The organism is Streptococcus sp. FSL W8-0197 (genome assembly GCF_037963785.1).
Classification (GTDB): domain Bacteria; phylum Bacillota; class Bacilli; order Lactobacillales; family Streptococcaceae; genus Streptococcus; species Streptococcus oralis_CQ.
Genome location: NZ_CP150168.1, coordinates 1,363,926 through 1,390,138 on the forward strand (window position 1 = coordinate 1,363,926; position 26,213 = coordinate 1,390,138).

Sequence of the window (26,213 nt, forward strand, 5' to 3'; positions counted from 1 at the left end):
CTGGAGAAGACCATGATTGTCTTCTCCAGTTTTTAGATGCCATCAACTTACAATAGTTGAAAAAGAAACCAATTTTTAATCATCGACTAATATCTACAAATAGGATGTCATTAGACGCTGAGACTAATCTTCTTTGAGTTTTGCAGTTAATAAAGCTGCTGACAAGGCCAAGGTAACACCTGCCAAGAAAACAGCTGTTTCTGACTGTTTTTCACCAGTTTCTGGCAATCTCTTGTCTTCCTTGGCAACTTGAACTGGTGTTTCTGGGGTCTGAGCTTTTTCTAACGAACTTAGTTTAAACTCTGGTTTTTCTACTGTCGGTGCTGGTTGATTACCTACTGTAGCTAGAATACCACGGTACTCTGGAAGTTTATGTTCTAGAGCCATTACAGCATTAACGCCACCCTTAAATTCAGGTTTCTCAACACTTGGTACTGCTTGATCTCCTACTGTGGCTAGAATTCCTGTGTATTCTGGAACTTCATTTACTGCTGCTTCTACAAAGTTAGCACCTCCTTTGAATTCTGGAACTTCATTGACTGGAGCAGGCTCCTCGCCTTTACTACTTGAAATAGATGCTTTCACTCCTACTTCAACAATGCGATCCTGAGCCTTTCTTTCTTCAGAATGAACAAGACTTCTAGTAGTACCCAAAACTTGAATATAGTCAACTTTTTCTCCATCTTGTCCTTCAGAAACGATACGACGTTGACCTTGAGCAAGTTCAGGGTTTTCACGAATAACTTCTTTAAACGGAAGCGGAGTCTTTTCAATTTCCAAACTTGGAGTTTCTGCTACTAAGTTCTTAACGCCTTCTGTTGGTGTTGTTTGGAAGGTAGACTTAAAGTGTAAACGATATTCTTTCACCAGATTTCCATCTTTGGAAACAAGACGAACCAGTGTTGGAAGATTGGCATTTCCAGAATCCACAACTGTAACTACTCCATGTCCACTAGTTGTTGCAGTGACTTTTGGTTTTGAACCCATTGTTGTTAGAGTGTAATCTGTCACATTTGGATCAAAGTTTTCCAATGCTTTTCCGTCAATCGAAATAGTCGCTGATGGTGCTTCCACTTCTGCTCCCTTGCCTGCAGAGTAGGCTGTAAATTCTACAAGTGCAAGACCATTGGTAGTAGCCTTACGAGTCATGCGAGCACGAATTGCTGTCGTTTGAACCGGATCAAAATTAAACTCGATTGGTTTACCAGCTACTAATTCTCCAGAAGCTTTGTAAGGAATAGGTGCCCAATTTTCTGCCTTGTTGAATGGATGGTCAGCATTTTCTTCATAACGAGAAATCGTACTTGGTTCTGTAAAGGCAGGGCCAATATATCTTTCTAGAACCATTTTCTCTGGGGCATCTGTTCCACTATCTTTAAAGAACTGAATAGCTACTTTTCCAATAGATTGGGTGGCAATTTTACCGTCCTTCTTAAAGAGTAGTCCGACAGAAGTTTCTTCATTTTTCGGAGTACGAGACCAGTTTGTCCAACGTCCATCTTCATTGTATTTTCCATCATTGATATAGAAAATTCGATCATGTGAAGCTGCTTGTGTATCGTTCGTTGTCGAAGCAAAGGCTTTAGAATCCGTTTCATTGTTGCTTGGATTTTCTGAAATGACTTGATTTCCTTTAGAAACAACTGTCACCTGCATTTTAGTCGTTAGATTTGTACCAATGACATGACCGGTAATTTCAAATGTTCCCTCATGCTCTGTTGCATGTTCAGGAATAGCATCCCATTTCACTGCCAGTTTATCTGTAGTCCAAGTAGTTGAAGTTGGGTAATAAACAGTGACTTCTGAAGGAAGTTGAAGAGCATCTCCAACATTCAAGATTTTAGCACTGTTTTCTGCAGCAAGAGGTTGACTAGTTTCTCTCTCATCATTGCGGAAAATTCGATATTCTTTCAACACCGTACCATCTTCTGCTTTCAAGATGAGACGTGTTGCACCTTTTGGACTTGTTGCAGGAACAACTGTTACCAAACCATTATTGCTAGCTGTTGCTGTGATTTCTTTGCTAGATTGAGGAATATAGTAATCTGTCTTAGATGGATTAAAATGTTCAAGATCCTTGCCATCTACCTTGATAGAAATCTCTGAACTTGTTTCACTTAAGACCTTGTTTCCAAGCACAGTTAGCTCTGTCAGACCAACACCTGATGTTCCATCTGCTTTCTTCATTCGAATACGAACAGCGTAGGTTTCGACCTTGTCAAATGTGAAGTGATTGGTTTGAGTTGCAGACAGCTGACTTGGAGCATGTAAGTTTTCAACTGCTTTCCAATTGTCTGGATTATTAAATGGATGATTGCTATCTCGTTGCGCATGACTGACATCACTTGGTAAATCTGGAATTTCTTTACCTACATAATATTCAACTACATATTCTTTTGGAAGACCAATTGCTCCATCAGTATAGAAATCAACCGACAAATTGTTGACAAAACGTTTCGTCAAATCTCCTGAATTACCAAACAAGATAGAAGCCCAGTCATTATCAGTATTTGTTCTCCAAGTAGTCCATCTATTTTTAGCGTCTGTTGGCGTTCTTGACACAGTCAGGTCGTTCAAGGTATTAGCTGAGTCATCTCCTCCTGTATTGGATACAATGGCAGCTGGCAATTGCGAACCTGTCCATTGTTTAGAGATATTATTTCCAGCAACAACTTGACTAGACACTCGAACATGAGCTTTAGTGGTCAAATTGCTACCTACTAAGCGACCATTGATTTCATAGACTCCTTCAGTTTGACTAAAGTTGGCTGGAACCTGATCCCAAACTACATCTTTGTAGATAGTTGTTCCGTTAGAATGGTAAGCACGCACATTGGTTGGCAATTGAACTGTCTCACCCTTAGGAAGAGTAAGGCTGATTTCCTCTGCAACTTGTAAACCTTCAACTGTCACCGTTGCTTGAGCTTCAATGTCTGTGCCTTCTACATGTCCTTTAAGTGTAAAGCTATGATAATGCCCCAATTCTTTTTCATCCACCTTGTCCCAAGTTACAGATACTTTGCGTGGCAAGCCCTTATCAAATTCTGCTCCAACTTCTTTAGGTAGATTCGGTTGCTGATTAATATCTGTAGAAACAGATACAGGATGAAGTTTCACAATCTTCTTGCTGACTTTATTTTCTTTAATCACCACTTCAGTAGTTACAGATTCTGTTTTCTCTGTTTGATTATCGATTCGAGGTTTCAAAGTCACTCTTCCCTTAGTATAGAGCAATAGGTTCTGACCATTCACCTCAAGATACCCACCATCAGATGCCTTAGCTTCTAAGTGAATATCTGATGCTGAAAATTCTGTTTGTGAACCATCCTCATAACTACCAATGACACGATAAGTTAAGACTTGATCTTCTGTAGCAGTTTCTTTTCCTTCTACAACTACTTCCAAACGTTTCAAGGCAGGAGCTTCCTTCACAAACTGAATTAAGTAAGTTTGAACCAAGTCACCCTTTTGGTCGCTCAAGAAGACCGAAGCCTGATAACCATTATCAGCAGAAGCTTGCTGAACAGTTACTTGATATCCGGTAGTCTGAGCTCCAACACTTGGAATTGTTCCAGTGTAAGGAAGGGATACACGGTAATAAGTCTTGCCAGACTCGAAGTTTTCCAGAGCTTTATCCCCAACAGTAAGTCCTGTAATGCTACTTGTTGTTTCCTTACTACTTGCGATAAAGGTTGCAGTTACTTCACGGTCGTCATCTACCAATTTACCAGTAGCCTCCGTACGTCCTCCTTCCTTGGTTAAAGCAGCAGGATCTTTCAAAATCCAAGAAACAACATCTGTATCAATCAAACTACCATCTGTCAGAACAGCTGTGACCGTTTTATCCAAATCAGCTGCAGTTGTACCAACTGGTACTGTAACAACTTTTGGTAACCATCTATCTAAAGCAATCACTTTTACAAGTGCCTCAGCTTTGGTTTCCAAACCTTCTACACGTCCAGATACTTTTTTCTCACCTGCGCTTGTAAGCAAGTCAGCTGGCACGTCCCATGTTACAGTCTTTTCCTCAACACTACCGTCGCTATAAATAGCTGTTACTGTTTGAGGCAATTCAGGATTTGTCGTCACATCAGTTGTTGCTTTTACAGGAGCAAAGGCTACAAAGTGACGATTTTCTTTCTTACTAGACACCGTTGCGACCGTTGCGCTATCAGATGTCAAACCAGCAGAATCTGCATAAAGAGTAAATTTACCTTCTTTTTCTGTTGATTTTACAATGACAACCCCTTTACCATTGAAAGCACGTCTTTGCCATGTTCCATCTGCTTGAGCTTTGTAGCGTTCACGACTAGCTTGTTCTCCATTATCTACACCAACGATTTGTCCCTGACCATGAAGATTGAAATGAACAAGATTGTTAGCTGTAGGAACCACATTACCATCGCCATCAACAATTTCATAATGGATGTAGGATAGGTCCTTTCCATCTGCAGTGATAACATGCTCTTCTTTAGTCAGACGAACTCTTGCTGGCTCCCCAGCAGTTGTCACACTATCACGCGCAATTTCGTTGCCATTTTCATCTCGAGCAATCGCAGTCAGTGTGCCTGGTTGGTATTTCACAAGCCACTCAAGATACAATTCACTTGGTTTAGCTCCCTCATGATATGGACGTCCATCTTCTGTCCTTTTCTTAGTAAATTCCTTTTTACCAAGCGACTCTCCATTTAAGAACAATTCGACGCTTGCAGCATTTGAGAAGGTACGAACCGGAACCTTTCCATCAATCAGCATCTTGCGATCCTTAAGGGTCTCTTCAGTCCAGTTCCAATGTGGTAAAATGCGAACAGTTGGCTTTTCTTTAGCACTATACCATTCACTACGGTAAAGGTAGAAATCATTCTTTGGTAAACCAGCTGTATCAATAATACCAAAGTAAGAGCTCTTGACAGGTGTACTATCTTGGTTATGCCATGGAGTCGGTTCTCCAATATAGTCAATTCCTGTCCAGATAAATTGTCCAGCATAGCCAGCACGATCACGGTCAAAAGTCCATGATTCAGTAGCTGTTCTTCCCCATCCAACACGGTCATTACCATAGTCAGATTGTTCATAGTGACGATTTGGACGATTGTCATGTCCAAGGATTTGAGCAGGGTTATAATAAGAATCACGCGTCCTAGTAGCTGAAGAGGTTTCAGAACCATAAATGAGCCAGTCTGGATGCGCTCTACGAACAGCATCATAATTACGTTCACCATAGTTCATACCGACAGCATCCATAATTTCTGCGAGTTTCAAGAAATCACCTGTCGCTGCACGACTAAATTTGTTTTCCCCCATGGTTACATAACGCTCAGTATCAATCGCTTTGATAACTGCCTTCAATCGTTTAGCAGTTTCGATAGAACGAGGACTACCATTTGCCTCCTCTACCTCATTTCCAAGAGACCACATGACGATAGACGGATTGTTCTTATCACGTTCTACCATTGTTCTGAGATCAAAATCAGACCACTTCTCACCCTTCTTAGCCTCCGGATGAGTTGCATCTTGATCAAAGAACCGTCCATAGTCGTAAGTCTTCTTGCCACCATACCAAGTATCAAAAGCTTCCTCTTGAACCAAAAGACCTAAACTAGCTGCAGCATCAAGCAACTGAGGACTCGCTGGATTGTGGGTTGTTCGAATAGAGTTAACCCCCATATCTTTCAAGAGTTTTAATTTACGATAGGTAGCCTTATAATTCTCTTCTGCCCCCAAGGCTCCATTGTCATGGTGAATACTGACTCCGTGGAATTTCATGCGTTCACCATTCAGAGAGAAACCTTCCTTAGCAGTCCAATTGAAATAACGGTAACCAAATGTATCTTCTGTTACATCAACTAGTTGACCTTCTTTATAAACCTTTGTTTTCAACACATACAGTTGAGGATGATAACTTTTTGTCGTCCAAAGAGTTGGTTTATTAACTAGGATTGTTTGTCTGAAATCTGCAGTTTCATTTTCTGCTAAATTCTTCGTTTCAGAGCGGACTAATTCTGAAACAACCTTACCTTCCTTAGTAAAAATTTGTTGTTCCACAAAGACTTTAGCAGCCTTCTTATCCGTATTTTTAATCTTACTTTGAACCTGTGTTTCAACATTCCCTTCTTTTTGCTCAGCAAGTTTTGGAGTAGTGATATGATTACCATTTTCGGCAACATGGACTTTATCACGATAACTAAGGGTTACATCACGATAAATCCCACTTCCTGAATACCAACGACTACTTGGTTGCTTATTGGTCACTTGAACAGTAATTGAATTTTCACTACCATCCTTGTTTAAAAATTCTGTAATATCATATGAAAAATGATTATAGCCACTTGGATAATGTCCGACAAATTTACCATTTACATAGACCTTTGAATCCATGTAAACCCCATCAAAATTGATACGAACATCCTTATTCTTGTCTGCTTCGTCTAATATGAAAGTCTTACGATACCAAGCTGTTCCACCATTTAACTGCCCACCTTCATTACGAGCGGGAGACTTGTGATCAAAGTCAAAATAAATACTCCAATCATGAGGAAGATTCAATTTAGACCAATCATGAACATCCACATCTTTTTTTGAAAAATCTCCTTGGGCATTTAGTTTAAAATACCAATCTTTATTAAAATCTTGTTTTCGTTCCGATAATAGCTGTTTTTCCTTTTCAACTTCGGCTTTGTTTGACTCTCTAGACAGCACTTGCGATTTTTCAGAAGAAGGTTTAATCTCTGTGTCTGCTTTCACTTGGTCCTTTTCAGAAGTTTTTTTAGAATCCTCTTTCACTTCTGTTCCAGCTGTTACTGCAGATTCAACAGGCTTTGGATTTGCCTCTTCAGATTTCTGTTTGTTATCAGCCTTGTTTCCTTCTTCTACTTTATTTGGAGTTTCCCCTTTAGGACTAACCAATTCACGACTACTCTCGTTAGTAGGTGTAGTAGGTTCTGTATCCTTAGTCACTTTGTCTTCTGCCGATTCAGCTTTTGGTTTTACAAACTCACGCCCACCATTCTCATCAGCCTTTGCAATAGCAGCTACCACATCATCGGGAAGCTTATCTAAAGGTTGAGCTTGATGAACAGTTGTTTCTTCTGTTTTAGCATTGGATGAATCCACCTCCTCAGCTTGTACAGCAGAAATACCAAATATACTAGCCCCAATCATTACAGATGCCGCACCTATTGCAAATTTACGAATGCTATAATGACAACGTTTATCAAAAAGTCTTTTGTTCATTAAAATCCTCATTTCTTTTTCTTGATACAAAGTAAGCGCTTACTTTATTTTAAAAAATAACCTCCTTCTGAATACACAAACATGTACCAAGTTTTATAATATATTTTATATATTAAATATATCAAAAAGCACCTTAAATTGCAATTATTTTCCATTAATTTAACCCAATAAAATGATATATAAGAAGGGGTCATTTAAAAGGAATAGTTGCAATGAAAATAGCTTTCGGTTCTAGACTCTTTCTACTACAAATTGAATTCCATTAATATCTTTTTAAAACTTCAAATTTATAGTTTATAGACTGCATTACTCTACATAAAAAGAAGGCGAACCTCCTTCTACACTATTTTCCCTTAAATTCCGCAAAAGTCTGTAAGATTTTAGCAGCAACTGCTGGAGAAGGAGCTCCTTTAAGCTCTAACGTGTCATCTGCATATGGAGTAAGACCAGCAAAATCTCCTATCTGGACTGAATAGAGCGATGTTTTAAACAGTTCAATATCGTTTTGGTCATTTCCAAAAGCGATGAAGTTCTCCCCGCATAACTTTTCAACAGTTGTCGCCTTATGAGTATCCAAGGGATTAACATAAAGGCACTTTTCATGCGCATGATAAGACAGATGAGCCTGTCCTAGTCTTTCTAACTGACCAAGCAGATCATCAAGCAACTCCTCGTGGTCACCCATATAAACGACTACCTTAATCGGAGTCCCTAAGTCCTCAAGTTTCTGATGACGAGCCACCTTTAGGGGATCCACACTGGAAATAAATGGAATTTTTTCTACAATCTGACCGCTATAGTCAAAGCAATCATCTGCAAAAAAAGGGAGATTGTAGGTCTGGCAATAATCTACTAGCGCCTGATAAACACTAGCATCGAGATTCCTTTCAAAGATAGCCTTCCCCAAATGATAGGCCACACCACCATTCAACCCTATGACCAAGTGCTGACTGAGTTCAGGGCCTAATAAACCCAAGCAATCCCGATAAGAGCGAGCTGAGGCAAACACAAGCTCATGTCCATAATCTTCAGCCTTTAAAAGAACCTGCTGAATCTCCACATCTATGGTCATGTAGTCAAAAGATAGCGTTCCATCCAGGTCAAATACGAATTTCATCTTTCTAGTCCTTGTTTAGTGTTCGAAGCGCTGCCTGATAGGTTTGCTCCATTAGCATGGTAATCGTCATAGGACCAACTCCACCCGGTACAGGTGTGATGTGACTAGCAAGTGGTGCAACAGCATCATAATCAACATCTCCACAAAGCTTGCCATTTTCATCTCGGTTCATCCCAACGTCAATGACAACCGCTCCTGGTTTGACAAAATCAGCAGTCACAAACTTAGCGCGACCGATAGCAACCACCAGAATATCTGCTTTAGCAGCAACCTTAGCAAGATGATGGGTGCGTGAGTGAGTCAAGGTCACAGTCGCATTCTTGGCTAAAAGAAGCTGAGCCATCGGTTTTCCAACAATATTTGAACGACCGATGACAACCGCATTTTTACCTTCTAGCTCAATCCCATATTCATGAAACATTTCCATAATTCCTGCAGGTGTCGAAGGAATCATAACTGGATGACCAGACCAGAGGCGACCCATGTTTAGGGGATGGAAACCATCCACATCTTTTTCGGGGTCAATAGCTAATAAAACTGCCTCTTCGTCAATATGTTTTGGCAAAGGTAATTGAACCAAAATCCCATGCCAAGCTGGATCTTGATTGTATTTGGCAATCAAATCTAACAATTCCGCTTGGGTAATGGTCTCTGGAACTCGCACGACTTCACTACGGAAGCCAGCAGCGAGAGCTGACCGTTCCTTATTGCGAACGTAGACTTGGCTGGCTGGATTGTCCCCCACCAAAATCACCACCAATCCTGGAACTAGACCTATTTCTTCTTTTAGTTTGGCCGTCTTTTCAGCCAACTGTCCTTGTAACTTAGCCGCAAGAGCCTTCCCATCAATAATCTGAGCCATATCTCTTCTCTTTTCTATCAAATATCCTCTATTATATCAAAAAATAACTCGCCATCCTAACACTTCTTGCCTAATGGACCTTATAGTCTGAAACTATAAGAAAAAGCCCTTGTCGAGCTTTTATGCCTATTTATACTAGGTAAATCTGTCATGCTTTCTTTTTGACTTTTGGAGCCGGTAAGACTTCATACATCTCCTTGATTAATTTCATTAGAAATGATTTATCTTCAATGTCTTCTATCAAAATCATCTCCTTAGCTCCTTCATAAGGACGTTCAAGCCTAGTCTGTCCCAGTTGATCCAAGACCATCTTCACAGGCTTCAGTAACAAACGATTATCATAGATTCCCCCAATAATCTTCCCACGATAATAAAGGATATACTCTCCCATCATTGGACGATAACTCATCTCCTCTAACTCTGATAGCTGTTCGAGAATAAAATCTAAATACTCTTTACTGGATGCCATGATGCCTACTCCATTTCTTCTAAAAATGAGGTCTTACAAAACCTTACTCAAAAATTCCTTGGTCCGTTGTTCTTTTGTTTGATCGAAAATCTCCTCTGGTGTTCCATCTTCGACAACAACTCCATCCGCCATAAAGATAACACGGTCTGCTACCTCACGCGCAAAGCCCATTTCATGAGTCACAATCACCATGGTCATCCCTGATTTAGCGAGGTCTTGCATAACAGCTAGAACTTCTCCAACCATCTCCGGGTCTAGGGCTGAAGTCGGCTCATCAAAGAGCAAAACATCTGGTTCCATAGCAAGTCCACGTGCAATAGCAATCCGTTGTTGCTGACCACCTGACAAACTCTGTGGATAAGCCGTCGCCTTGTCTGGCAAGCCAACTTTTTCTAACAGTTCCTGTGCTCTTTTCTCCGCAACTTCCTTGCTTTCACCTTTGGTTTTAATTGGTGACAAAGTGATATTTTCCATCACTGTCATATTGGGAAAGAGGTTGAATTGTTGGAATACCATACCCATCTTTTCACGCATGGCAAAAAGGTCATTTTTCTTATCTGTGATATCAACTCCTTCAAAGATAACCTTACCTTTACTTGCTTCTTCAAGTAGATTCATCGAACGAAGGAGGGTTGATTTCCCGCTCCCTGACGGACCGATAATGACCACAACTTCTCCTCGTTTAATCTCAAGGTTGATGCCTTTTAAAACTTCATTTTTCCCAAAAGACTTATGTAGTTCTTCAATTTTAATCAAGGTTTCTGTCATTATTTCTTGTCTCCTTGTCCAATATGTTTTTCAAATGCTTTCAACGCCACTGTCAAAACAGAGGTCATAATCAAGTAATAAAAGGCTGCAAATAAAAGGGGAGTCAACGGTAAATAAGTTGTTGTTGCTACTGTCGTTGCACCATTCCACAACTCCATCACCCCAATTGCCGACAAGAGGGAACTATCCTTGATAATGGTGATAAATTCATTTCCCAGTGCTGGAAGAATATTTTTTATAGCTTGTGGCAAAATGACATAACGCATGGCATTTTTCGGACGAATACCAAGAGAGTATGCGGCCTCTAACTGCCCTTTAGGAACCGCATTGATCCCCGCACGAACAGTTTCTGAAACGTAAGCTCCACTGTTCATAGAAATAATCAGAATACCAGGAATCAAACGAGAAAGATCAACTCCTAAAATTCCCACTTGAATAGTCGGAGCATTGATATGCATAAGAGCAAAGGCAATCATAATCTGAACCATCATCGGAGTTCCACGGAAGATCCAAACATAGACATTTGCAAACCAAACGAGCGGTTTAAAGCGTGATCGCTGAGCAAAGGCCAGTAACACACCTATAATGGTTCCTAAGCAGACAACAAGGATGGAAATCAATACGGTAATCAGAGCACCATAGTTAAAATATGGTAAATACTTTGGTAAAAAAGAAAAATTCATATTTAATCAACTTTCTATGTATTAGATTGTATGATTATAACATGAATTGAATTAAAATGCAATCCTTTTTCCCTAATTTTAACAATTAACTTGATGGAATAGAGAAATAGAGAGAAATCACAGTTTTTTTCTAGTCAACTACCTCTTGTTTATGGTAAAATAGAAACGATAAGAAATGGAGGAGAATCAAAATGGAATCACATTTGGTTAGAATCATTAACCGCCTAGAAGCAATGACAAAAGATGGTGGAAATCTAAAACGTAATTTTGAACGTGAAGGTGTTGTTGTCGCAGAAGTTGCATACAGCCACGACGAAGAAAACGGATCACTCTTCACCCTTCGCGATGTCGAGGCTCGTGAAACTTATACCTTTGATAGCATTGATTTGATTGCAATGGAGATCTACGAACTCCTTTACTAATATAAAAACAACGGGCAGTAAGGCCCGATGAATGAGAATCCTTTTTGTCACCGCAAATGGGATTTTTTCTTACCTTCAAGTCGCTTAATCCTCCATAAATCCTTCTTTATAAAAACGACCACTTCCCAATCTTTTTACTTGCTTTACACCTTAATCATGCTATAATGAAAGTATAAAACTTTGACTATTTTTGACCTATTTTCTTAGGCCAAAAATAAGAATGAAATGAGGTAGATGTATGCTCTGTCAAAACTGTAAAATAAACGACTCAACAATTCATCTGTATACCAATATCAATGGACAGCAAAAACAAATTGATCTCTGTCAAAATTGCTATAAAATTATCAAAACAGATCCAAAAAATACCCTCTTTAAAGGAATGACTGACTTAAACAATCGTGACTTTGATCCTTTCGGAGACTTTTTCAATGATTTGAACAATTTCAAACCTTCTTCTAATAACGTCCCTCCAACTCAATCTGGTGGAGGATATGGAGGAAACGGTGGTTATGGACCTCAAAACCGAGGCCCACTTCAAACACCTCCTAGTCAAGAAAAAGGACTCCTAGAGGAATATGGTATCAATATTACTGAGATTGCTCGTCGGGGAGATATTGACCCTGTTATCGGTCGAGATGAGGAGATTATCCGCGTTATCGAAATCCTCAACCGTCGAACCAAGAACAATCCTGTCCTTATCGGAGAACCAGGTGTCGGTAAAACAGCCGTTGTCGAAGGTCTAGCTCAGAAGATTGTCGATGGCGATGTTCCCCATAAACTCCAAGGCAAGCAGGTCATCCGTCTGGATGTGGTCAGTCTAGTCCAAGGAACAGGGATTCGAGGCCAATTTGAAGAACGTATGCAAAAGCTCATGGAAGAAATTCGCAAACGCGAGGACATCATCCTCTTTATCGATGAAATCCATGAAATTGTTGGTGCAGGATCTGCTGGCGATGGCAATATGGATGCAGGAAATATCCTCAAACCAGCCCTTGCCCGTGGTGAATTACAAATGGTCGGAGCTACTACTCTCAATGAATACCGCATCATTGAAAAAGATGCTGCTCTAGAGCGCCGCATGCAGCCTGTCAAGGTAGATGAACCAACTGTCGAAGAAACCATTATCATCCTTAAAGGAGTTCAAAAGAAATACGAAGACTACCATCACGTCAAGTATACTGATGCTGCTATCGAAGCTGCTGCAAATCTTTCCAATCGCTACATCCAAGACCGCTTCTTGCCAGACAAGGCTATTGACCTGTTGGATGAAGCTGGTTCAAAGATGAATCTGACGCTGAACTTTGTTGATCCTAAAGTGATTGATCAGCGCTTGATTGAGGCTGAAAATCTCAAGGCTCAAGCTACACGAGAGGAAGATTTTGAAAAGGCTGCTTATTTCCGCGATCAGATTGCCAAGTACAAGGAAATGCAGAAAAAAAAGGTGACTGATCAGGATACTCCAATTATCAGCGAGAAAACCATTGAGCATATCATTGAGCAGAAAACCAATATTCCTGTTGGAGAACTCAAAGAAAAAGAACAGTCTCAGCTTATCCATCTAGCAGACGACCTCAAGGCCCATGTCATTGGTCAAGATGAAGCTGTCGATAAGATTGCCAAAGCCATCCGTCGTAATCGTGTTGGACTTGGAACTCCTAATCGGCCAATCGGAAGTTTCCTCTTTGTCGGACCAACTGGTGTCGGTAAAACAGAACTTTCCAAACAACTAGCCATTGAGCTCTTTGGTTCTGCTGACAGCATGATTCGCTTTGATATGAGTGAATACATGGAAAAACACAGTGTGGCTAAATTAGTCGGAGCCCCTCCAGGTTATGTTGGCTACGATGAAGCGGGTCAGTTAACGGAAAAAGTTCGTCGCAATCCTTACTCACTCATCCTTCTCGATGAAGTTGAAAAAGCCCATCCAGATGTGATGCACATGTTCCTTCAAGTCTTGGACGATGGTCGTTTGACAGATGGACAAGGACGAACAGTTAGCTTTAAGGATGCTATCATTATCATGACCTCAAATGCTGGTACGGGTAAGGCCGAAGCCAGTGTTGGTTTTGGAGCTGCTCGTGAAGGACGTACTAATTCTGTTCTCGGTGAACTCGGTAACTTCTTTAGTCCTGAGTTTATGAACCGTTTTGACGGCATCATCGAATTTAAACCTCTCAGCAAGGACAATCTTCTCCAAATCGTCGAACTCATGTTAGCGGATGTCAACAAACGCCTCTCTAGCAACAATATCCACCTCGATGTGACAGACAAGGTCAAGGAAAAGTTGGTTGACTTAGGTTATGATCCAAAAATGGGGGCGCGCCCACTCCGCCGTACCATTCAAGACCATATCGAGGATGCTATCACCGACTACTACCTTGAAAACCCAAGTGAAAAAGACCTCAAGGCAGTTATGACAAACAATGGCAAAATTCAAATCAAATCTGCCAAAAAAACTGAGAAAACAGAAGAGATTGCTTCTGAAATAGAAGAATAAACCTCATAAAAAGAACAGGAAACAAGATTTCCTGTTCTTTTTTTAATTCTCTTCTTGAACTTGATAGCGAAGAATTGTTTTTAATTTGCTAGGCTCCGTTCGATGAAGATTAGTGAGATAAATTTCTCGGTGGACTTCCGAAGTTCTTTTGAGTTTATGAAGATGACAAAAATGCTCCATCTCTGCAAAAGTCTCATTTTCAGTATCAAAAGGTCCTACATGAAGCATAGCAAGACTTTGGCCTTCTTCTATCATTTCAAAACGAATAGCTTCATAAAGAAGATTTGGCTTCTTGATTTTGACCTCTTCCAAAGCTTTTTCAAATAGTTCTCTCGTAATAAAATCGGGTTGCCCAATCATAATGCTATAAGAAAGCTCACTTTTTACCAGTTCTCCCTCCTTCTCCTTTTTCCATACACCTTCTAAAGGAAAGACAGTAAAATCAATGTAAACCTCATCCAGAGGAGCTTTTTTATACTTCATCTTTATCGCATAGGCCAAGGCATATAAGGCCCCTACGCGTTCTGAAAAATCTTCTTGATTTGGATCACCTTTACCATCAATCACGATATAGGATTGACCTGGTACCTGCAGGATGCTGGGCCTAGCTTTCACTTGATAAAGATTTTTTGCTTCTTTTCTCCATTCGTACTTCATTTGGTTCTTCTCCTTTCTATCTCTAGTATAGCACCAAATCCCTGACATCTTTTGTCAAGGTTTGTAAAGATTTTGGATTTTTTCTACTCTAGAAAGCAATTCCTTCTTCAGATGATTGGGGGCGAGTATTTCTACCCCATCTAGATAAGACAGGAGGTAAGTATACAGACTTTCATGCTCTGGTAGGACTGTCTTGACATAATAACACCCATCTTTCCCCAAGCTAATCTCATCTTCTGAAAAATCTTCATAAACCCGGAAAGCAAGCTTGGGACTAAACTTCAAGGAAACTTCGATTTGATGTACCACTTGATCTGAACCATCAACCCAATCCTCCACATTTTTCTGCTTCACAGTTTCAGTTGTTAGGTGATAATTCCTAATTCTAGACAATTTGAAAAAACGCCACTCTTCTTTCAAACAACAGTAGGCATGAAGGTACCAATCTCTCTTTTTAAATACGAGTCTAAAGGGCTCGACTGTACGAATCGTTTTCTGACCACACCCACCTAGATAAGTAATCACCAGTTGCCTTTTCTCTAGAATAGCATGTTTAATATTATCAAATAATTCTTTTTGACCTTCTCGCTTCCTCCAGTCAGTCAAGTCTACTTCTATCCAAGGGCTGGTAGAAACTTGAAAAATAGATTCCAACTTTTCAAGTAACATATCTTGCCTGTCATTTGTCAGGGCTTGAATTCCTTGCAAAGCTGATAGAAGTTCTAATTTTTCATCCTCCGACACGAGAGTACGATCCAGAACAAAGTCCTTCATTAAAAAGATTCCGCCCGTCTTTCCAGGTACTGAATATAGAGGGATTCCCGCCATACTCAACCGCTCAATATCGCGATAAATCGTTCGTACAGATACTTCAAATAATCGAGCTAATTCAGGAGCCGTTGTACTGCCTTTTTCTAAAAGTAGATATAGGATACGAAATAGTCTTGATTCTGCCATATAATCACCTCTCTTTTATTATACCAGTTATAGTGCTAGGGTTGGAAAGTTTAACTAGACAAGGATTGATCAAGACAAAGTAGCTTTTTCTGCATCAGTTCGTTGGTTTATTCTTGACAGCTTGCCCCTCGTCCATTATGATAATAATAAAGATACTAGAGAATGAGGAAAATGCAATGGCAAACCCAACTTATGGTGATAAAAAAGAGAATGTGACCTACCAGCCCCGCTATGGTGTGTACGCAATTATTCCGGATGCGGAGAAAAAACAAATTGTCCTAGTTCAAGCCCCCAATGGTGCTTGGTTCTTGCCAGGTGGAGAGATTGAAGCAGGCGAAGATCATCAAGAAGCACTGAAGAGAGAACTAATCGAAGAACTTGGCTTTACAGCTGAGATTGGAACCTATTATGGTCAAGCTGATGAGTATTTCTACTCTCGCCACCGTGATACCTACTACTACAATCCAGCTTATCTCTATGAAGCTATTTCTTTCCAAGAAGTACAAAAACCATTGGAAGATTTTAATCATATTGCTTGGTTTCCTATTGATGAAGCAATTGAAAAACTCAAACGTGGTAGCCATAAATGGGGAATTGAAGCTTGGAAAATCCAGCATGGAATTGGCTAAAATACACGATTTTATCCAAAAAGTGCTATAATAGAGTTAGAAAATCGGAGGAACTGTTATGAAGCTTATCAATACGACAAACTCACACTCGCAACTTGTTAAAAGCCAATTAGAAAGCACAGACGCAACTCTTGTTGAGGTCTATTCTGCTGGAAACACAGATGTAGTTTTCACACAAGCCCCGCTTCACTATGAAATCCTCATTTCCAACAAACACCGTGCTATTCGTGAACCTGAAATCGAAACCATCCAAGACTTCTTCTTGAAACGTAAAATCGACAAAGGAAGCATTGATGAAGCCAATATCAAGACGCTTTATTCAGATAAATTGATTGAGATTTCAATCCCTGTAAAATAAGAAAACCAGCCAAAAGCTGGTTTTCTTTTGCAAAAAAGATTGGTAGTGCACAGCTACCAATCTTTTAGTTTTATTTCACAGCTTCTTTTAATGCATCTACCTTATCCAAACGTTCCCATGGAAGGTCAATATCTGTACGTCCCATGTGTCCATAAGCCGCTGTTTGACGGTAAATTGGGCGTTTGAGATCCAGCATTTGAATAATTCCTGCAGGGCGAAGGTCAAAGATTTGACGCGCTGCTTTTTCAAGCTTGCTTTCAGCTACTGTTCCTGTACCAAAAGTATCGATACGAACAGAAACAGGCTGCGCCACCCCGATGGCATAGGCCAATTGTACTTCTGCCTTCTTAGCAAGACCTGCTGCAACGATGTTCTTGGCAATGTAGCGAGCTGCATAAGAGGCTGAACGGTCCACCTTCGTCGCATCCTTACCAGAGAAGGCACCTCCACCATGACGAGAGTAGCCACCATAGGTATCCACGATGATCTTACGACCAGTCAAGCCTGAGTCCCCTTGAGGTCCACCGATTACAAAGCGACCAGTTGGATTGATGAAGAATTTTGTCTGCTCATCCAAGTAAGATGCTGGAATTACTTCTTTGATAACCTTGTTAATCACATCATTGTGAATTTGTTCATTGCTAACTTCTGGGTCGTGCTGAGTTGAAATAACGACTGTATCCACCCGTACTGGACGGTCATTTTCATCATACTCAACCGTAACTTGTGATTTAGCATCTGGACGGAGATAGCTGATTTCACCAGACTTACGAAGTTCTGCCAAACGACGAACCAACTTGTGGCTAAGTGAGATTGGTAAAGGCATGAGTTCTTCTGTCTCATCCACCGCAAATCCAAACATAAGACCTTGGTCACCAGCACCAATCAAGTCCAGTGGATCTTGATCTGCATTTCCACGAACTTCCAAGGCTTCGTTAACACCTTGGGCGATATCTGGTGACTGCTCAACAAGTGACGGATGAACTCCCACCGTCTCCGCAGAAAAACCATACTCTGTATTGGTATAACCAATCTCTGCAATGGTATCACGAACCACTCGGTTAATATCTACATAAGCATGTGTAGAAATTTCACCAAAAACATGGACCGAACCTGTGTATACAGCTGTCTCGGCAGCAACGTGCGCATCTGGATCCTTTGCTAAAATAGCATCCAAAATCGCATCTGAAATTTGGTCTGCAATCTTATCCGGATGCCCCTCAGATACAGATTCAGACGTGAATAATTTACGTTCTGACATAAAAATGTCCCCCCTTAAAAAATATTGTTATAGAGTTACAAAGTACTGATAGGAAAACTACTAGTAATGAATACCTACCATCTTATCGGGACTATATAACCTTATCATTATACCACTTTTTACTTTTTTTTGCAGTATTTTCTCTAAATCAAAAAAAGAACCTTACGGCTCTTTTCTCGGCATAATAATTTGGCTTGTACTCCATAATACAGAAGATCATACCTATGTTTATCTGCATACTTCGTTTACAAACTACCTATTTTTTCGTCTGCTTTTTCCTCACAATGTTTTAACAAACAATCTTCCAGTTAGGCTTACTGTTCCTTAGACTTTCTATTGCTTACAGTTAAGCCAAGTCCAGCCATTAGGAGGCCAAGTCCCACAATACCATAGTTCGCTGTATCATTACTTCCTGTATCAGGGAGTTTCGCCACTTCTTTTTTATAAGCTGTAGCTACTGGAACTGTGGTAGTTGGAGTCGCACTTCCTGTCTGAGCAACAGGTAGTGTTGTACGACGTTCTAGGTAAAATTGGTAATTATCTTTCGTTACCTTGTAATTGTGTCCTTCAGTCACAGTTTCAACAATCCATGTAGTTGCATCCTTAGTTAAAGAATCAGCCAAGTTACGATTAATATTCATTAATCGACCTTCAGATACAAAATCTTTATAGCTAATATCGGTCCCTGTCGAAGTTGCAACAATTCTTTCGATTTTTGCGGCTTTCAAAGACGCAAGAGTATTCGCCATCGTTGGAATTGAAGGATCCTCCTTCATTGGAGCATCTGTCAACAATACGACAAACTTTTTATTTTTAGGTGACTTAGACCAGTCGTAGGTTGAAACAATTTGTGTAAGAGTAGGTGTAGATGTTTCAGGGAAGTCTCCACCATGTGCAAGCTTAATGCCTGCTAAGGCTTTTTCAAGCTCAGCTGGGTCAGAGGTAAAATAAGATTCATTAAATTTTGTTAAAATTGTACCCTCATCTGCTAATCCACCTATACGTCCATATACTTCATCACTAAAGGTAGCTAATCCAAAACGTGCTGCTACTCCATCTTTAGCAAGATTTCTTGCAAACTCATTGATATTGTTACGGACAGTGTCAATAGTTCGAGACATAGATGCTGAACGGTCAACAACAAAAACGATATCGGCAGAGTTAGATTTTGAAATCGTTCTTGTCGCTTTCTTGATTTCGACTGTAGTTGTTTTATCAACACGTTCATATTGGGTATAAGAATTTCCATCTTCATCTTTCCCACTCACTGTACTCTCAGTTGTTTCAGTCTTTGGAGCAGGAAGTTCTTCACTTTTTACAGGTGCCACTTCTGTCTTTGTGACTTCAACTGTTGCAGTTTCTTCATGAATCTTTTGATCACCTTCTTGGCGTTCTTTCACGTCAATAGGTGAAACCTTCTTAGAAACATCAACAAGTTCTCCAGGTTTTGCATCTGATTTGTTAACGACTGGTTTCGCCTCATCAGCTTTAATTTCTGCCACAGCAGCTTCGACTGCCGATTTACTTGCTTCGGTTTTCTTTACTGTTTCAGTTGAAGCAGATGCCGGTTTTGTTGTTTCATCTGCAGACACCTGTCCGACCTGAGCAAAAGCAAACAAAATTGCTACAGAAGCCAACCCAACTTTCATTTTACGGAATGAAAAACGTTGTTGTTTCATAAATGATTTATCCATAGAAGTCCCCTTTTCTTTTTACGGATCAAATGCTATAATCCGATTGTTTTATAGTATGATAACACAAATTTGTATAGTTTTCAATTTTTTTCCTTACAATTTCAATAAAATGTTGGTCTAAAAACAAGTTTTAAAGCTAATACTGTTTTATAAATCAAATTTTTTTAAGTATATAATTATTAGTTCTATCGAATACTTCAGGAAATAAAAACTCAGTAGAATCAGGTGATTCTACTGAGTTTTTAAAATGTTTGGCGTTTGGCTTTACGCTCAGCACGGCCACGAGCACGATTTTCAGCACGCTTGGTTTTGCGGCGTTTTTCATCCACCGCCCATTGAATCTTCTTCTTATAGCCTGGTTTGACTTTTTTCTTTTTCTTTTTAACCAAGCCAATCATTTCAATATCAAGCTTATCTTGCTTCTTTTCACGATTGGCACGACGATCACGGTCATAGGTATCTTGAAACTCTCCATCTTTGACCATCTTAGGAGTAAACTTAATTCCTAATTTCTCCAACTCACGGATATCCGAGTCATCGCTTGGCTGGTAAAGGGTAATAGCTGTACCAGGCAGTCCGTTGCGCCCAGTCCGTCCAACACGGTGAACAAAGAAGGACAAGTCTTGCGGAATGGCATCATTAATAACATGGCTGACACCTTCAATGTCAATTCCACGCGCTGCCAAGTCCGTTGCGACAATGTACTCAAAATCCAGATTTTTCACCTGATTCATGATCCGCTTGCGTTCACGAGGAGCAATATCCCCATGAATCTTAGCCACCTTCAATCCTTGAGCAGTCAAGTATGCATGTAACTCATCAGCACGCATTTTTGTGTTAACAAAGATCATTGCCAAATAAGGCTGCATCAACTGAGTCAGCTGGTAAATTTGAGCATTTTTGTCGCGGCCCTTGGTCGAAATCAACCAGTTATCAATCGTATCTGAGATGACTGTTTTTGTCTTGATTTTTTCCATGACAGGATTTGACAAGTATTTTTTCAAGAACGGTTGCAATTTTTGTGGAATAGTTGCTGAAAAGACCATGAATTGCAAGTCTTTTGGAAGGCTCCCTGCAATCTTATCAACGGTTTCCAAGAATCCCATATCCAAGGTCATATCGGCTTCATCGACGACAAAGGTCTTGGCCTTGTGAATAGCCAAATCACCAGATTTGAGCAAGTCATAGATGCGACCTGGCGTTCCGATAACGATATGTGGTTGGTTGCTAGCCAGTTTTTCAATCTGACGCGCCTTATCCGTACCACCCACATAATTAACCACACGAACTTCGACATCTGAGTGAGCTGCAATCTGACGAGCTGCTTGGTAGATTTGAGTGGCCAACTCACGACTTGGTGCAGTAATGACTGCTTGCACACTATCGCTAGTTTCATCTAATTGCTGGAAAATAGGTAATAAGAAAGTATGAGTCTTTCCTGAACCTGTTTTTGACTCGCCCACCAAATCACGACCTGCCAATACAATAGGGATTAATTTTTCTTGTACCTCTGTTGGAGTTGTAAATTTCAACTCCTCCAAGGCTTCTACTATATAATTTTTAAATTGAAATTTCTTAAATGACATACTATCCTCGATTCTATCCTTTCAATTATACCATATTTTATCCTATTGCAGTAGTCCCATTTGAGTCTCAGTCCTGTAGTAAAGATTCGAATAGATTAAAAGGTTGGAACCTCTGATTCCAACCTCTTTCATTATATCCAGGTCAATACAGCATTCAAACCATAATGATCACTGACTTGTGGACTATTTTGGCCATCGAAAACTACTTGTAAACTCTCTACTTCTAATTCCTTGGTCGTAAAGACGTAGTCGATTCGTAGTGGCTCAGTATTGCCTTTCCAGCCATCAATTTCTGGTGGAACGGTATAGCTACCACTTCTTTCTTTCGCAACTTCAAACGCGTCTTGTAATCCTAATGGGCTAGCTAAAATCGCTTGATAGCCTTCCTGACCAGCTGGATTATTAAAATCACCTGCTAAAATCAGAGGTTTGTTCAACTCTTTTAGTACAGCCTCAAATCGTGCCCACTCTTCTTGGAAACCTTTATCCCACCAAGAGAGATGAACGCTTGAAAGAGCAAGTTCCTTACCTTCAACCTCTGTCTCAGCCAAGGCAACACGGCGAGTATGGTAGTCCGTTGGATCATCTACATCTGACACTAAAATTTCACGCGCTTTGATAGGTGTTTTAGATAAGATAGCTACGCCTTCATGGTAGCGGTCATAGCCAATATGATTGTAAGCCCAAGTCCAGTAGTAATTTTTCCCTTTCTCAGCCAATTTTTCAACTAGAAGTCGGACATAGTGATCCTGGTGAATGGGTTCTGCTGATGGTAAAGCTTGATAGTGATTGTTAACCTCTACCTCAGGCGAAGTCATTTCTTGATTGATTTCTTGGAAACAAATCAAATCATAGTCCTTATCAAGAATGTCTTGGAGTAAGATTTGGAATTTTTCCTCTGCTTCCTTCTCCATCCAACTGTGGGTATTGAGTGTTAGAAATTTCATGCTTTTCTCCTAAAACAAGAGGTTGGAAAACAGCTTCCAACCCCAAGTATATTACAATTCTACTTTAGCAACTGCTGTTTTAGCTGCAAGAGAACCTGTTTGTTCTAATTTAACTGATTTGAGGACATCACCATTTGTGAAGACAACCACTGTTGATGTTTTGCGTCCTGCTTCTCGAATAGCATCTAAGTCAGCTGTGACAAGAAGATCACCAGCAACCACTTTTTGTCCTTCAGAGACATGAACAGTAAATGGTTTTCCTTCAAGACTTACTGTATCCAAACCAATATGAACAAGCACTTCAAGACCTGAGTCAGTGACAAGACCAAGAGCGTGTTTTGTTGGGAAGATACTTGATACAGTACCAGTAACTGGAGATACAATGTTACCATTTGCTGGCTCTACTGCAAATCCATCACCCATCATTTTTTGAGCAAAAACTGGATCTTCCACTTGTTCCAAGGCAACAACTTGACCATCAGCTACTGAGTAAACTTCTTCAGTTACACCTTTGTAGTGTACAGTATTTTGTTGAGTTTCTGTCATTTGGCTTGGAAGAGTTTCAGGAATAATTTCACCTGAATCAAGGATATCTTGGATATCAGATTTCAATACGTCAGCTTTTGGTCCGTAGATAGCTTGGACACCTTGTCCTTTCATGACAAGACCCATAGCTCCTTCTGCTTTCCATTGTTCCTCAGTACCAACGCGATCTGCATCTTTAACAGTTACACGAAGACGAGTCATACATGCATCCACATCTACGATATTTGCACGACCGCCAAGAAGGTTAATGATATTTACGGCTTGAGAAGCTGCTGCAACTTTTGGAGTTCCAGGAGTTGCTTCTTCTGATGCTCCTTCAGCTGTTTCGTAGTTTCCGTTACGTCCTGGAGTTGCGTAGTTGAATTTTTTGATCATGAAGTTGGCAATGAAGTACATGATAACCGCAAAGAGAACAGTTACCCAGATAAAGTTAACGATATCCATACCAATACCAGCATTAATTGCCAATGGTGTACGAGTCAAGAATTCAATTGAACCGAATGAGTGGACACGAAGGTGAACAATATCTGCCATAGCAAAGGCAGCACCTTGAACTACTGAATAAACAAGGTAAAGCGGTGTTGCGATGAACATGAACATATACTCGATAGGTTCAGTAACCCCTGTCAAGAATGTTGCAAGGGCTGTCGCAATCATCATACCCTTGTATTGGTGTTTCTTGTCAGCATCAACATTGCGGTAGATAGCAACGATGACACCCATCAAGATACCAAATGAACCAATCATTTGTCCAACTTTGAAACGAGCTGGAGTGACTGTTGTAAGAAGGTGTTGGTATTGGTCAGCATTTGAGCCTTTAAGGTTAACAAGGTCAGTTACCCATGCAAGCCAAAGTGGATCTTGACCAAATACTTGTGTTCCTTTTGCTGCACCAGTTAACACTTCGTATGTTCCACCAAGAGCTGTATAGTTCATTGGGATTGTCAACATGTGGTGAAGACCGAATGGCAAGAGCAAACGTTCCAAAGTACCATACAAGAATGGTGCAAGGACTGGAGCAGTTTCTTGTGAGTTGGCAATCCAAATACCGAAGTTGTTGATACCTGTTTGAACTACTGGCCAAAAGGCAGCAAGTAGAATTGCAGCAATAGCTGAACGAAGAATAACGACGAATGGTACGAAACGTTTACCATTGAAGAATGAAAGGGCGTCAGGAAGTTTACGGAAGTTGTAGTATTTGTTATAAGCTGTTGCCCCAACAAAACCAGAGATAATCCCTACGAAAACCCCCATGTTAAGAGCTGGTGCCTCAAGAACGCTGATAAAGTAGTCAGCAACCTTGATTGAACCACCAAAGAAGGTAGTAACCATTGCTTCAGGGTTTTTCAACATATCACCTGTAACACCGAAGATAGCACCTGTGATACGGTTAATCAAGATAAAGGCAAGTCCAGCTGCAAATGCACCACCTGCACGTTCTTTTGCCCAGCTTCCCCCAATAGCAAGGGCAAACAAGATATGAAGGTTACCGATAACCCCCCAACCAATTTGCTCAAGGATTCCACCTGTAATCACTAGAGGAGCAAGGTTTGGGTCGATCATCACGATTGATTTACCGATTGAGATCATCAATCCCGCCGCTGGCATAACGGCGATAACCACCATTAAAGCCTTACCGAATTTTTGCCAAAATTCGAAAGACAAGACATTTTTGAATGTAGCTTTCATCATTCAAATCTCCTTTATTTTATTTAGGCAAACGTTTTACGAAAACGTTTGCATTTGGTTATGTATTAATTATACCACTTTTATTTTTTTTGTAAAGGCTTTTATAAAAAAATTGTCTATTTTTTTAATTTTTAGAAAGGAAAAAGAGAAGTTTACGAAAACTTCTCTTTTAAATATGTATTATTTTTCTGATTTGTTCTGCAATTTGCATTTAAATCCAACTAGATCTTCAAGAATCGACGCATTGAAATCCCTGAACCAATTGAACCAATGAAAATTCCGATTATAAATAATAGGACTGTCATCAGAGGGATAAACACATCTGGCGTAATCATTGACAAGTTTTGACCTACCAAGGATTTATTGACCGATTGATAAACCATATTGTAAACAAAGAATACAAGGACTGAAGGAATTGCTGCACCAAGCAAGCCAATAAAAGCACCTTCTAGCAAGAATGGACCACGGATATAGCCATTTTTCGCTCCTACAAGACGCATGATCTGAATCTCACGACTACGTGAAATAATAGTGATACGAATGGTATTGGAAATGAGGAAGACTGCGATAAAAATTAAGAGCCCTGCAATAACCAATCCCCAAACACGGATAAAGGAAGCTAGTTCAAAAAGTCGTTGAGTGTTGGCTCCACCATCTTGAACCTCTGATACTCCCTCAATTTTCTTAGCTTCTTCAGCTACCGTTTTAACATCACTCGGAGAATTTGTATCGACGATATAGGCATCATAGAGAGGGTTTGCATCCCCTTCAAAGACCTTCCAATCGTCACCCATTGTTTCCGTTAGTTTTTCGTACTGTTCTTCTTTACTTGAGAAGGTAACACTCTTAACAGCAGGCATAGCTTTCAAAGCATCATAGACCTTGTGGTAGTCATTATTGGTAACTGTCTGACCTTCTTTTTCAATCGTTTCACTGTTATCAGCTACATCCTTACGAATGTAAACCATGACCCGAACGTTGTTTTCAATATCGGTAGCCAGTTTTGCTGTATTAAAAATTACAGATGCAAACAGGGCAACAAGTGTTAAGGTAATCATAACCGAACTCACTGCTGCTACTGTCATCCAGCCATTTCGTTTTAAACTTTTTAATGATTCAAATAAATGGCGAAAAAATCTACTAATCATCGTATCCATATTCTCCTTTAGCTTCGTCACGAACGACACGGCCATTTTCAATGGCAATGACACGGTGGCGCAAGGTATTTACAATCTGGCTATTGTGGGTTGCCATCAAGACAGTAGTACCTTGGAGATTGATGCGTTCCAACAGATTCATAATTTCCCATGAATTATCTGGGTCCAAGTTTCCTGTTGGCTCATCGGCAATCAATACCTTAGGATTGTTGACAATCGCGCGAGCAATCGCAATCCGTTGCTGCTCTCCACCTGAGAGTTCATTAGGGAAAGAGCGAACCTTATGTTTCAAACCAACCAGGTCCAATACTTCCATAACACGTTTTTTGATGTTGCGACGGCTCTCACCGATTACTTCCATTGCATAGGCAATATTCTCATAAACAGTCTTCTTAGGTAAGAGTTTGTAATCCTGGAAGACTACCCCAACACTACGACGTAGCAGTGGGACATCTTTCTTCTTAATTTTGACTAAATTAAAGCCTGCAACTGTTAGGCTTCCTTTTTCGATCTTTACTTCTCGGTATAAAGCTCGAATAAAGGTTGACTTACCTGCCCCAGAAGGTCCTACGATATAGGCAAACTCTCCTGGTTCAATGGTAACAGATACACCACGCAGGGCAGTCGTTCCATTGTCATACTTTTTGACAACATCTCTCATTTCAATGATTGACATATGAG

The 26,213-nt window shown here is 40.2% G+C and carries 19 protein-coding genes; 4 read left to right on the forward strand and 15 right to left on the reverse strand.

Annotated features, from left to right (window positions below; translation table 11 throughout):
* Positions 1-123: 123 nt before the first annotated feature.
* The 6 genes from NYE79_RS06895 to NYE79_RS06920 all read right to left on the reverse strand — a co-directional run bounded on the left by NYE79_RS06895 (position 124) and on the right by NYE79_RS06920 (position 11,132).
* Positions 124-7,233 carry an SIALI-17 repeat-containing surface protein gene (locus NYE79_RS06895; RefSeq protein WP_216728485.1) on the reverse strand — a complete coding sequence of 2,370 codons (7,110 nt, stop codon included), beginning with the start codon at positions 7,231-7,233 and terminating at the stop codon, positions 124-126.
* Between the two features lie 343 nt (positions 7,234-7,576).
* Positions 7,577-8,350 carry an HAD hydrolase family protein gene (locus NYE79_RS06900; RefSeq protein ID WP_339293647.1) on the reverse strand — a complete coding sequence of 258 codons (774 nt, stop codon included), beginning with the start codon at positions 8,348-8,350 and terminating at the stop codon, positions 7,577-7,579.
* Between the two features lie 4 nt (positions 8,351-8,354).
* The gene (locus tag NYE79_RS06905; RefSeq protein ID WP_339293648.1) at positions 8,355-9,212 is read right to left on the reverse strand and encodes a bifunctional methylenetetrahydrofolate dehydrogenase/methenyltetrahydrofolate cyclohydrolase; all 858 of its coding nucleotides are present in this window, start codon (positions 9,210-9,212) and stop codon (positions 8,355-8,357) included.
* Positions 9,213-9,360: 148 nt separating this feature from the next.
* Positions 9,361-9,681, reverse strand: a complete 321-nt coding sequence (locus tag NYE79_RS06910) for a TfoX/Sxy family protein (protein ID WP_339293649.1) — start codon at positions 9,679-9,681, stop codon at positions 9,361-9,363.
* A gap of 33 nt (positions 9,682-9,714) precedes the next feature.
* Positions 9,715-10,449 carry an amino acid ABC transporter ATP-binding protein gene (locus NYE79_RS06915; protein ID WP_000140925.1) on the reverse strand — a complete coding sequence of 245 codons (735 nt, stop codon included), beginning with the start codon at positions 10,447-10,449 and terminating at the stop codon, positions 9,715-9,717.
* Entirely contained in the window at positions 10,449-11,132 is a 684-nt protein-coding gene (locus NYE79_RS06920) for an amino acid ABC transporter permease (RefSeq protein WP_001011622.1), read from the reverse strand. The genes NYE79_RS06915 and NYE79_RS06920 overlap by 1 nt, the downstream gene beginning before the upstream one ends.
* A gap of 191 nt (positions 11,133-11,323) precedes the next feature.
* Here NYE79_RS06920 and NYE79_RS06925 point away from each other — a divergent pair, with 191 nt between their 5' ends.
* Positions 11,324-11,554 (forward strand): DUF1797 family protein, encoded by a 231-nt coding sequence (locus tag NYE79_RS06925; RefSeq protein WP_000443577.1) that lies wholly within the window; start codon positions 11,324-11,326, stop codon positions 11,552-11,554.
* Between the two features lie 238 nt (positions 11,555-11,792).
* Positions 11,793-14,051 (forward strand): ATP-dependent Clp protease ATP-binding subunit, encoded by a 2,259-nt coding sequence (locus NYE79_RS06930; protein WP_339293650.1) that lies wholly within the window; start codon positions 11,793-11,795, stop codon positions 14,049-14,051.
* A 42-nt stretch (positions 14,052-14,093) separates the two neighbouring features.
* Here NYE79_RS06930 and NYE79_RS06935 read toward each other — a convergent pair whose 3' ends face one another.
* A complete protein-coding gene (locus tag NYE79_RS06935; RefSeq protein WP_339293651.1) occupies positions 14,094-14,708 on the reverse strand; it encodes a GyrI-like domain-containing protein in 615 nt (204 codons plus the stop codon).
* 54 nt (positions 14,709-14,762) lie between these two features.
* A complete protein-coding gene (locus NYE79_RS06940) occupies positions 14,763-15,665 on the reverse strand; it encodes a YafY family protein (RefSeq protein ID WP_000841079.1) in 903 nt (300 codons plus the stop codon).
* Between the two features lie 176 nt (positions 15,666-15,841).
* Between NYE79_RS06940 and NYE79_RS06945 the strand changes: the two genes are divergently transcribed.
* On the forward strand, positions 15,842-16,294 hold the full coding sequence (locus NYE79_RS06945) for an NUDIX hydrolase (RefSeq protein WP_000013174.1): 453 nt from the start codon (positions 15,842-15,844) through the stop codon (positions 16,292-16,294).
* 58 nt (positions 16,295-16,352) lie between these two features.
* Positions 16,353-16,652: a DUF1827 family protein gene (locus NYE79_RS06950; protein WP_000767208.1), complete on the forward strand. Its 300-nt coding sequence runs from the start codon at positions 16,353-16,355 to the stop codon at positions 16,650-16,652.
* A 70-nt stretch (positions 16,653-16,722) separates the two neighbouring features.
* Here NYE79_RS06950 and metK read toward each other — a convergent pair whose 3' ends face one another.
* The 7 genes from metK to ftsE form a co-directional block, all read right to left on the reverse strand.
* On the reverse strand, positions 16,723-17,913 hold the full coding sequence (metK, locus tag NYE79_RS06955) for a methionine adenosyltransferase (protein WP_000003912.1): 1,191 nt from the start codon (positions 17,911-17,913) through the stop codon (positions 16,723-16,725).
* A gap of 314 nt (positions 17,914-18,227) precedes the next feature.
* The gene (locus NYE79_RS06960) at positions 18,228-19,607 is read right to left on the reverse strand and encodes a VWA domain-containing protein (RefSeq protein WP_084877915.1); all 1,380 of its coding nucleotides are present in this window, start codon (positions 19,605-19,607) and stop codon (positions 18,228-18,230) included.
* Positions 19,608-19,849: 242 nt separating this feature from the next.
* On the reverse strand, positions 19,850-21,193 hold the full coding sequence (locus NYE79_RS06965; RefSeq protein ID WP_339293652.1) for a DEAD/DEAH box helicase: 1,344 nt from the start codon (positions 21,191-21,193) through the stop codon (positions 19,850-19,852).
* Positions 21,194-21,324: 131 nt separating this feature from the next.
* On the reverse strand, positions 21,325-22,140 hold the full coding sequence (locus tag NYE79_RS06970; RefSeq protein WP_216728487.1) for an endonuclease/exonuclease/phosphatase family protein: 816 nt from the start codon (positions 22,138-22,140) through the stop codon (positions 21,325-21,327).
* A gap of 51 nt (positions 22,141-22,191) precedes the next feature.
* Entirely contained in the window at positions 22,192-24,378 is a 2,187-nt protein-coding gene (locus NYE79_RS06975; RefSeq protein WP_125457005.1) for a PTS transporter subunit IIBC, read from the reverse strand.
* Positions 24,379-24,596: 218 nt separating this feature from the next.
* Entirely contained in the window at positions 24,597-25,523 is a 927-nt protein-coding gene (gene ftsX, locus NYE79_RS06980; RefSeq protein WP_000625556.1) for a permease-like cell division protein FtsX, read from the reverse strand.
* Positions 25,516-26,208, reverse strand: a complete 693-nt coding sequence (ftsE, locus tag NYE79_RS06985; protein ID WP_000022275.1) for a cell division ATP-binding protein FtsE — start codon at positions 26,206-26,208, stop codon at positions 25,516-25,518. The genes ftsX and ftsE overlap by 8 nt, the downstream gene beginning before the upstream one ends.
* Between the last annotated feature and the right edge of the window lie 5 nt (positions 26,209-26,213).

Excerpts from the sequence above, each read along its gene's own strand:
- NYE79_RS06950 (WP_000767208.1), top strand. The coding sequence starts at position 16,353 with ATGAAGCTTATCAATACGACAAACTCACACTCGCAACTTGTTAAAAGC.
- NYE79_RS06945 (WP_000013174.1), top strand. The coding sequence starts at position 15,842 with ATGGCAAACCCAACTTATGGTGATAAAAAAGAGAATGTGACCTACCAG.
- NYE79_RS06905 (WP_339293648.1), bottom strand. The coding sequence starts at position 9,212 with ATGGCTCAGATTATTGATGGGAAGGCTCTTGCGGCTAAGTTACAAGGA.
- ftsX (WP_000625556.1), bottom strand. The coding sequence starts at position 25,523 with ATGATTAGTAGATTTTTTCGCCATTTATTTGAATCATTAAAAAGTTTA.
- NYE79_RS06940 (WP_000841079.1), bottom strand. The coding sequence starts at position 15,665 with ATGGCAGAATCAAGACTATTTCGTATCCTATATCTACTTTTAGAAAAA.
- NYE79_RS06920 (WP_001011622.1), bottom strand. The coding sequence starts at position 11,132 with ATGAATTTTTCTTTTTTACCAAAGTATTTACCATATTTTAACTATGGT.
- NYE79_RS06895 (WP_216728485.1), bottom strand. The coding sequence starts at position 7,233 with ATGAACAAAAGACTTTTTGATAAACGTTGTCATTATAGCATTCGTAAA.
- ftsE (WP_000022275.1), bottom strand. The coding sequence starts at position 26,208 with ATGTCAATCATTGAAATGAGAGATGTTGTCAAAAAGTATGACAATGGA.
- NYE79_RS06960 (WP_084877915.1), bottom strand. The coding sequence starts at position 19,607 with ATGGATAAATCATTTATGAAACAACAACGTTTTTCATTCCGTAAAATG.
- NYE79_RS06935 (WP_339293651.1), bottom strand. The coding sequence starts at position 14,708 with ATGAAGTACGAATGGAGAAAAGAAGCAAAAAATCTTTATCAAGTGAAA.
- NYE79_RS06965 (WP_339293652.1), bottom strand. The coding sequence starts at position 21,193 with ATGTCATTTAAGAAATTTCAATTTAAAAATTATATAGTAGAAGCCTTG.
- NYE79_RS06900 (WP_339293647.1), bottom strand. The coding sequence starts at position 8,350 with ATGAAATTCGTATTTGACCTGGATGGAACGCTATCTTTTGACTACATG.
- NYE79_RS06975 (WP_125457005.1), bottom strand. The coding sequence starts at position 24,378 with ATGATGAAAGCTACATTCAAAAATGTCTTGTCTTTCGAATTTTGGCAA.
- NYE79_RS06925 (WP_000443577.1), top strand. The coding sequence starts at position 11,324 with ATGGAATCACATTTGGTTAGAATCATTAACCGCCTAGAAGCAATGACA.
- NYE79_RS06915 (WP_000140925.1), bottom strand. The coding sequence starts at position 10,449 with ATGACAGAAACCTTGATTAAAATTGAAGAACTACATAAGTCTTTTGGG.
- NYE79_RS06930 (WP_339293650.1), top strand. The coding sequence starts at position 11,793 with ATGCTCTGTCAAAACTGTAAAATAAACGACTCAACAATTCATCTGTAT.
- NYE79_RS06910 (WP_339293649.1), bottom strand. The coding sequence starts at position 9,681 with ATGGCATCCAGTAAAGAGTATTTAGATTTTATTCTCGAACAGCTATCA.
- metK (WP_000003912.1), bottom strand. The coding sequence starts at position 17,913 with ATGTCAGAACGTAAATTATTCACGTCTGAATCTGTATCTGAGGGGCAT.
- NYE79_RS06970 (WP_216728487.1), bottom strand. The coding sequence starts at position 22,140 with ATGAAATTTCTAACACTCAATACCCACAGTTGGATGGAGAAGGAAGCA.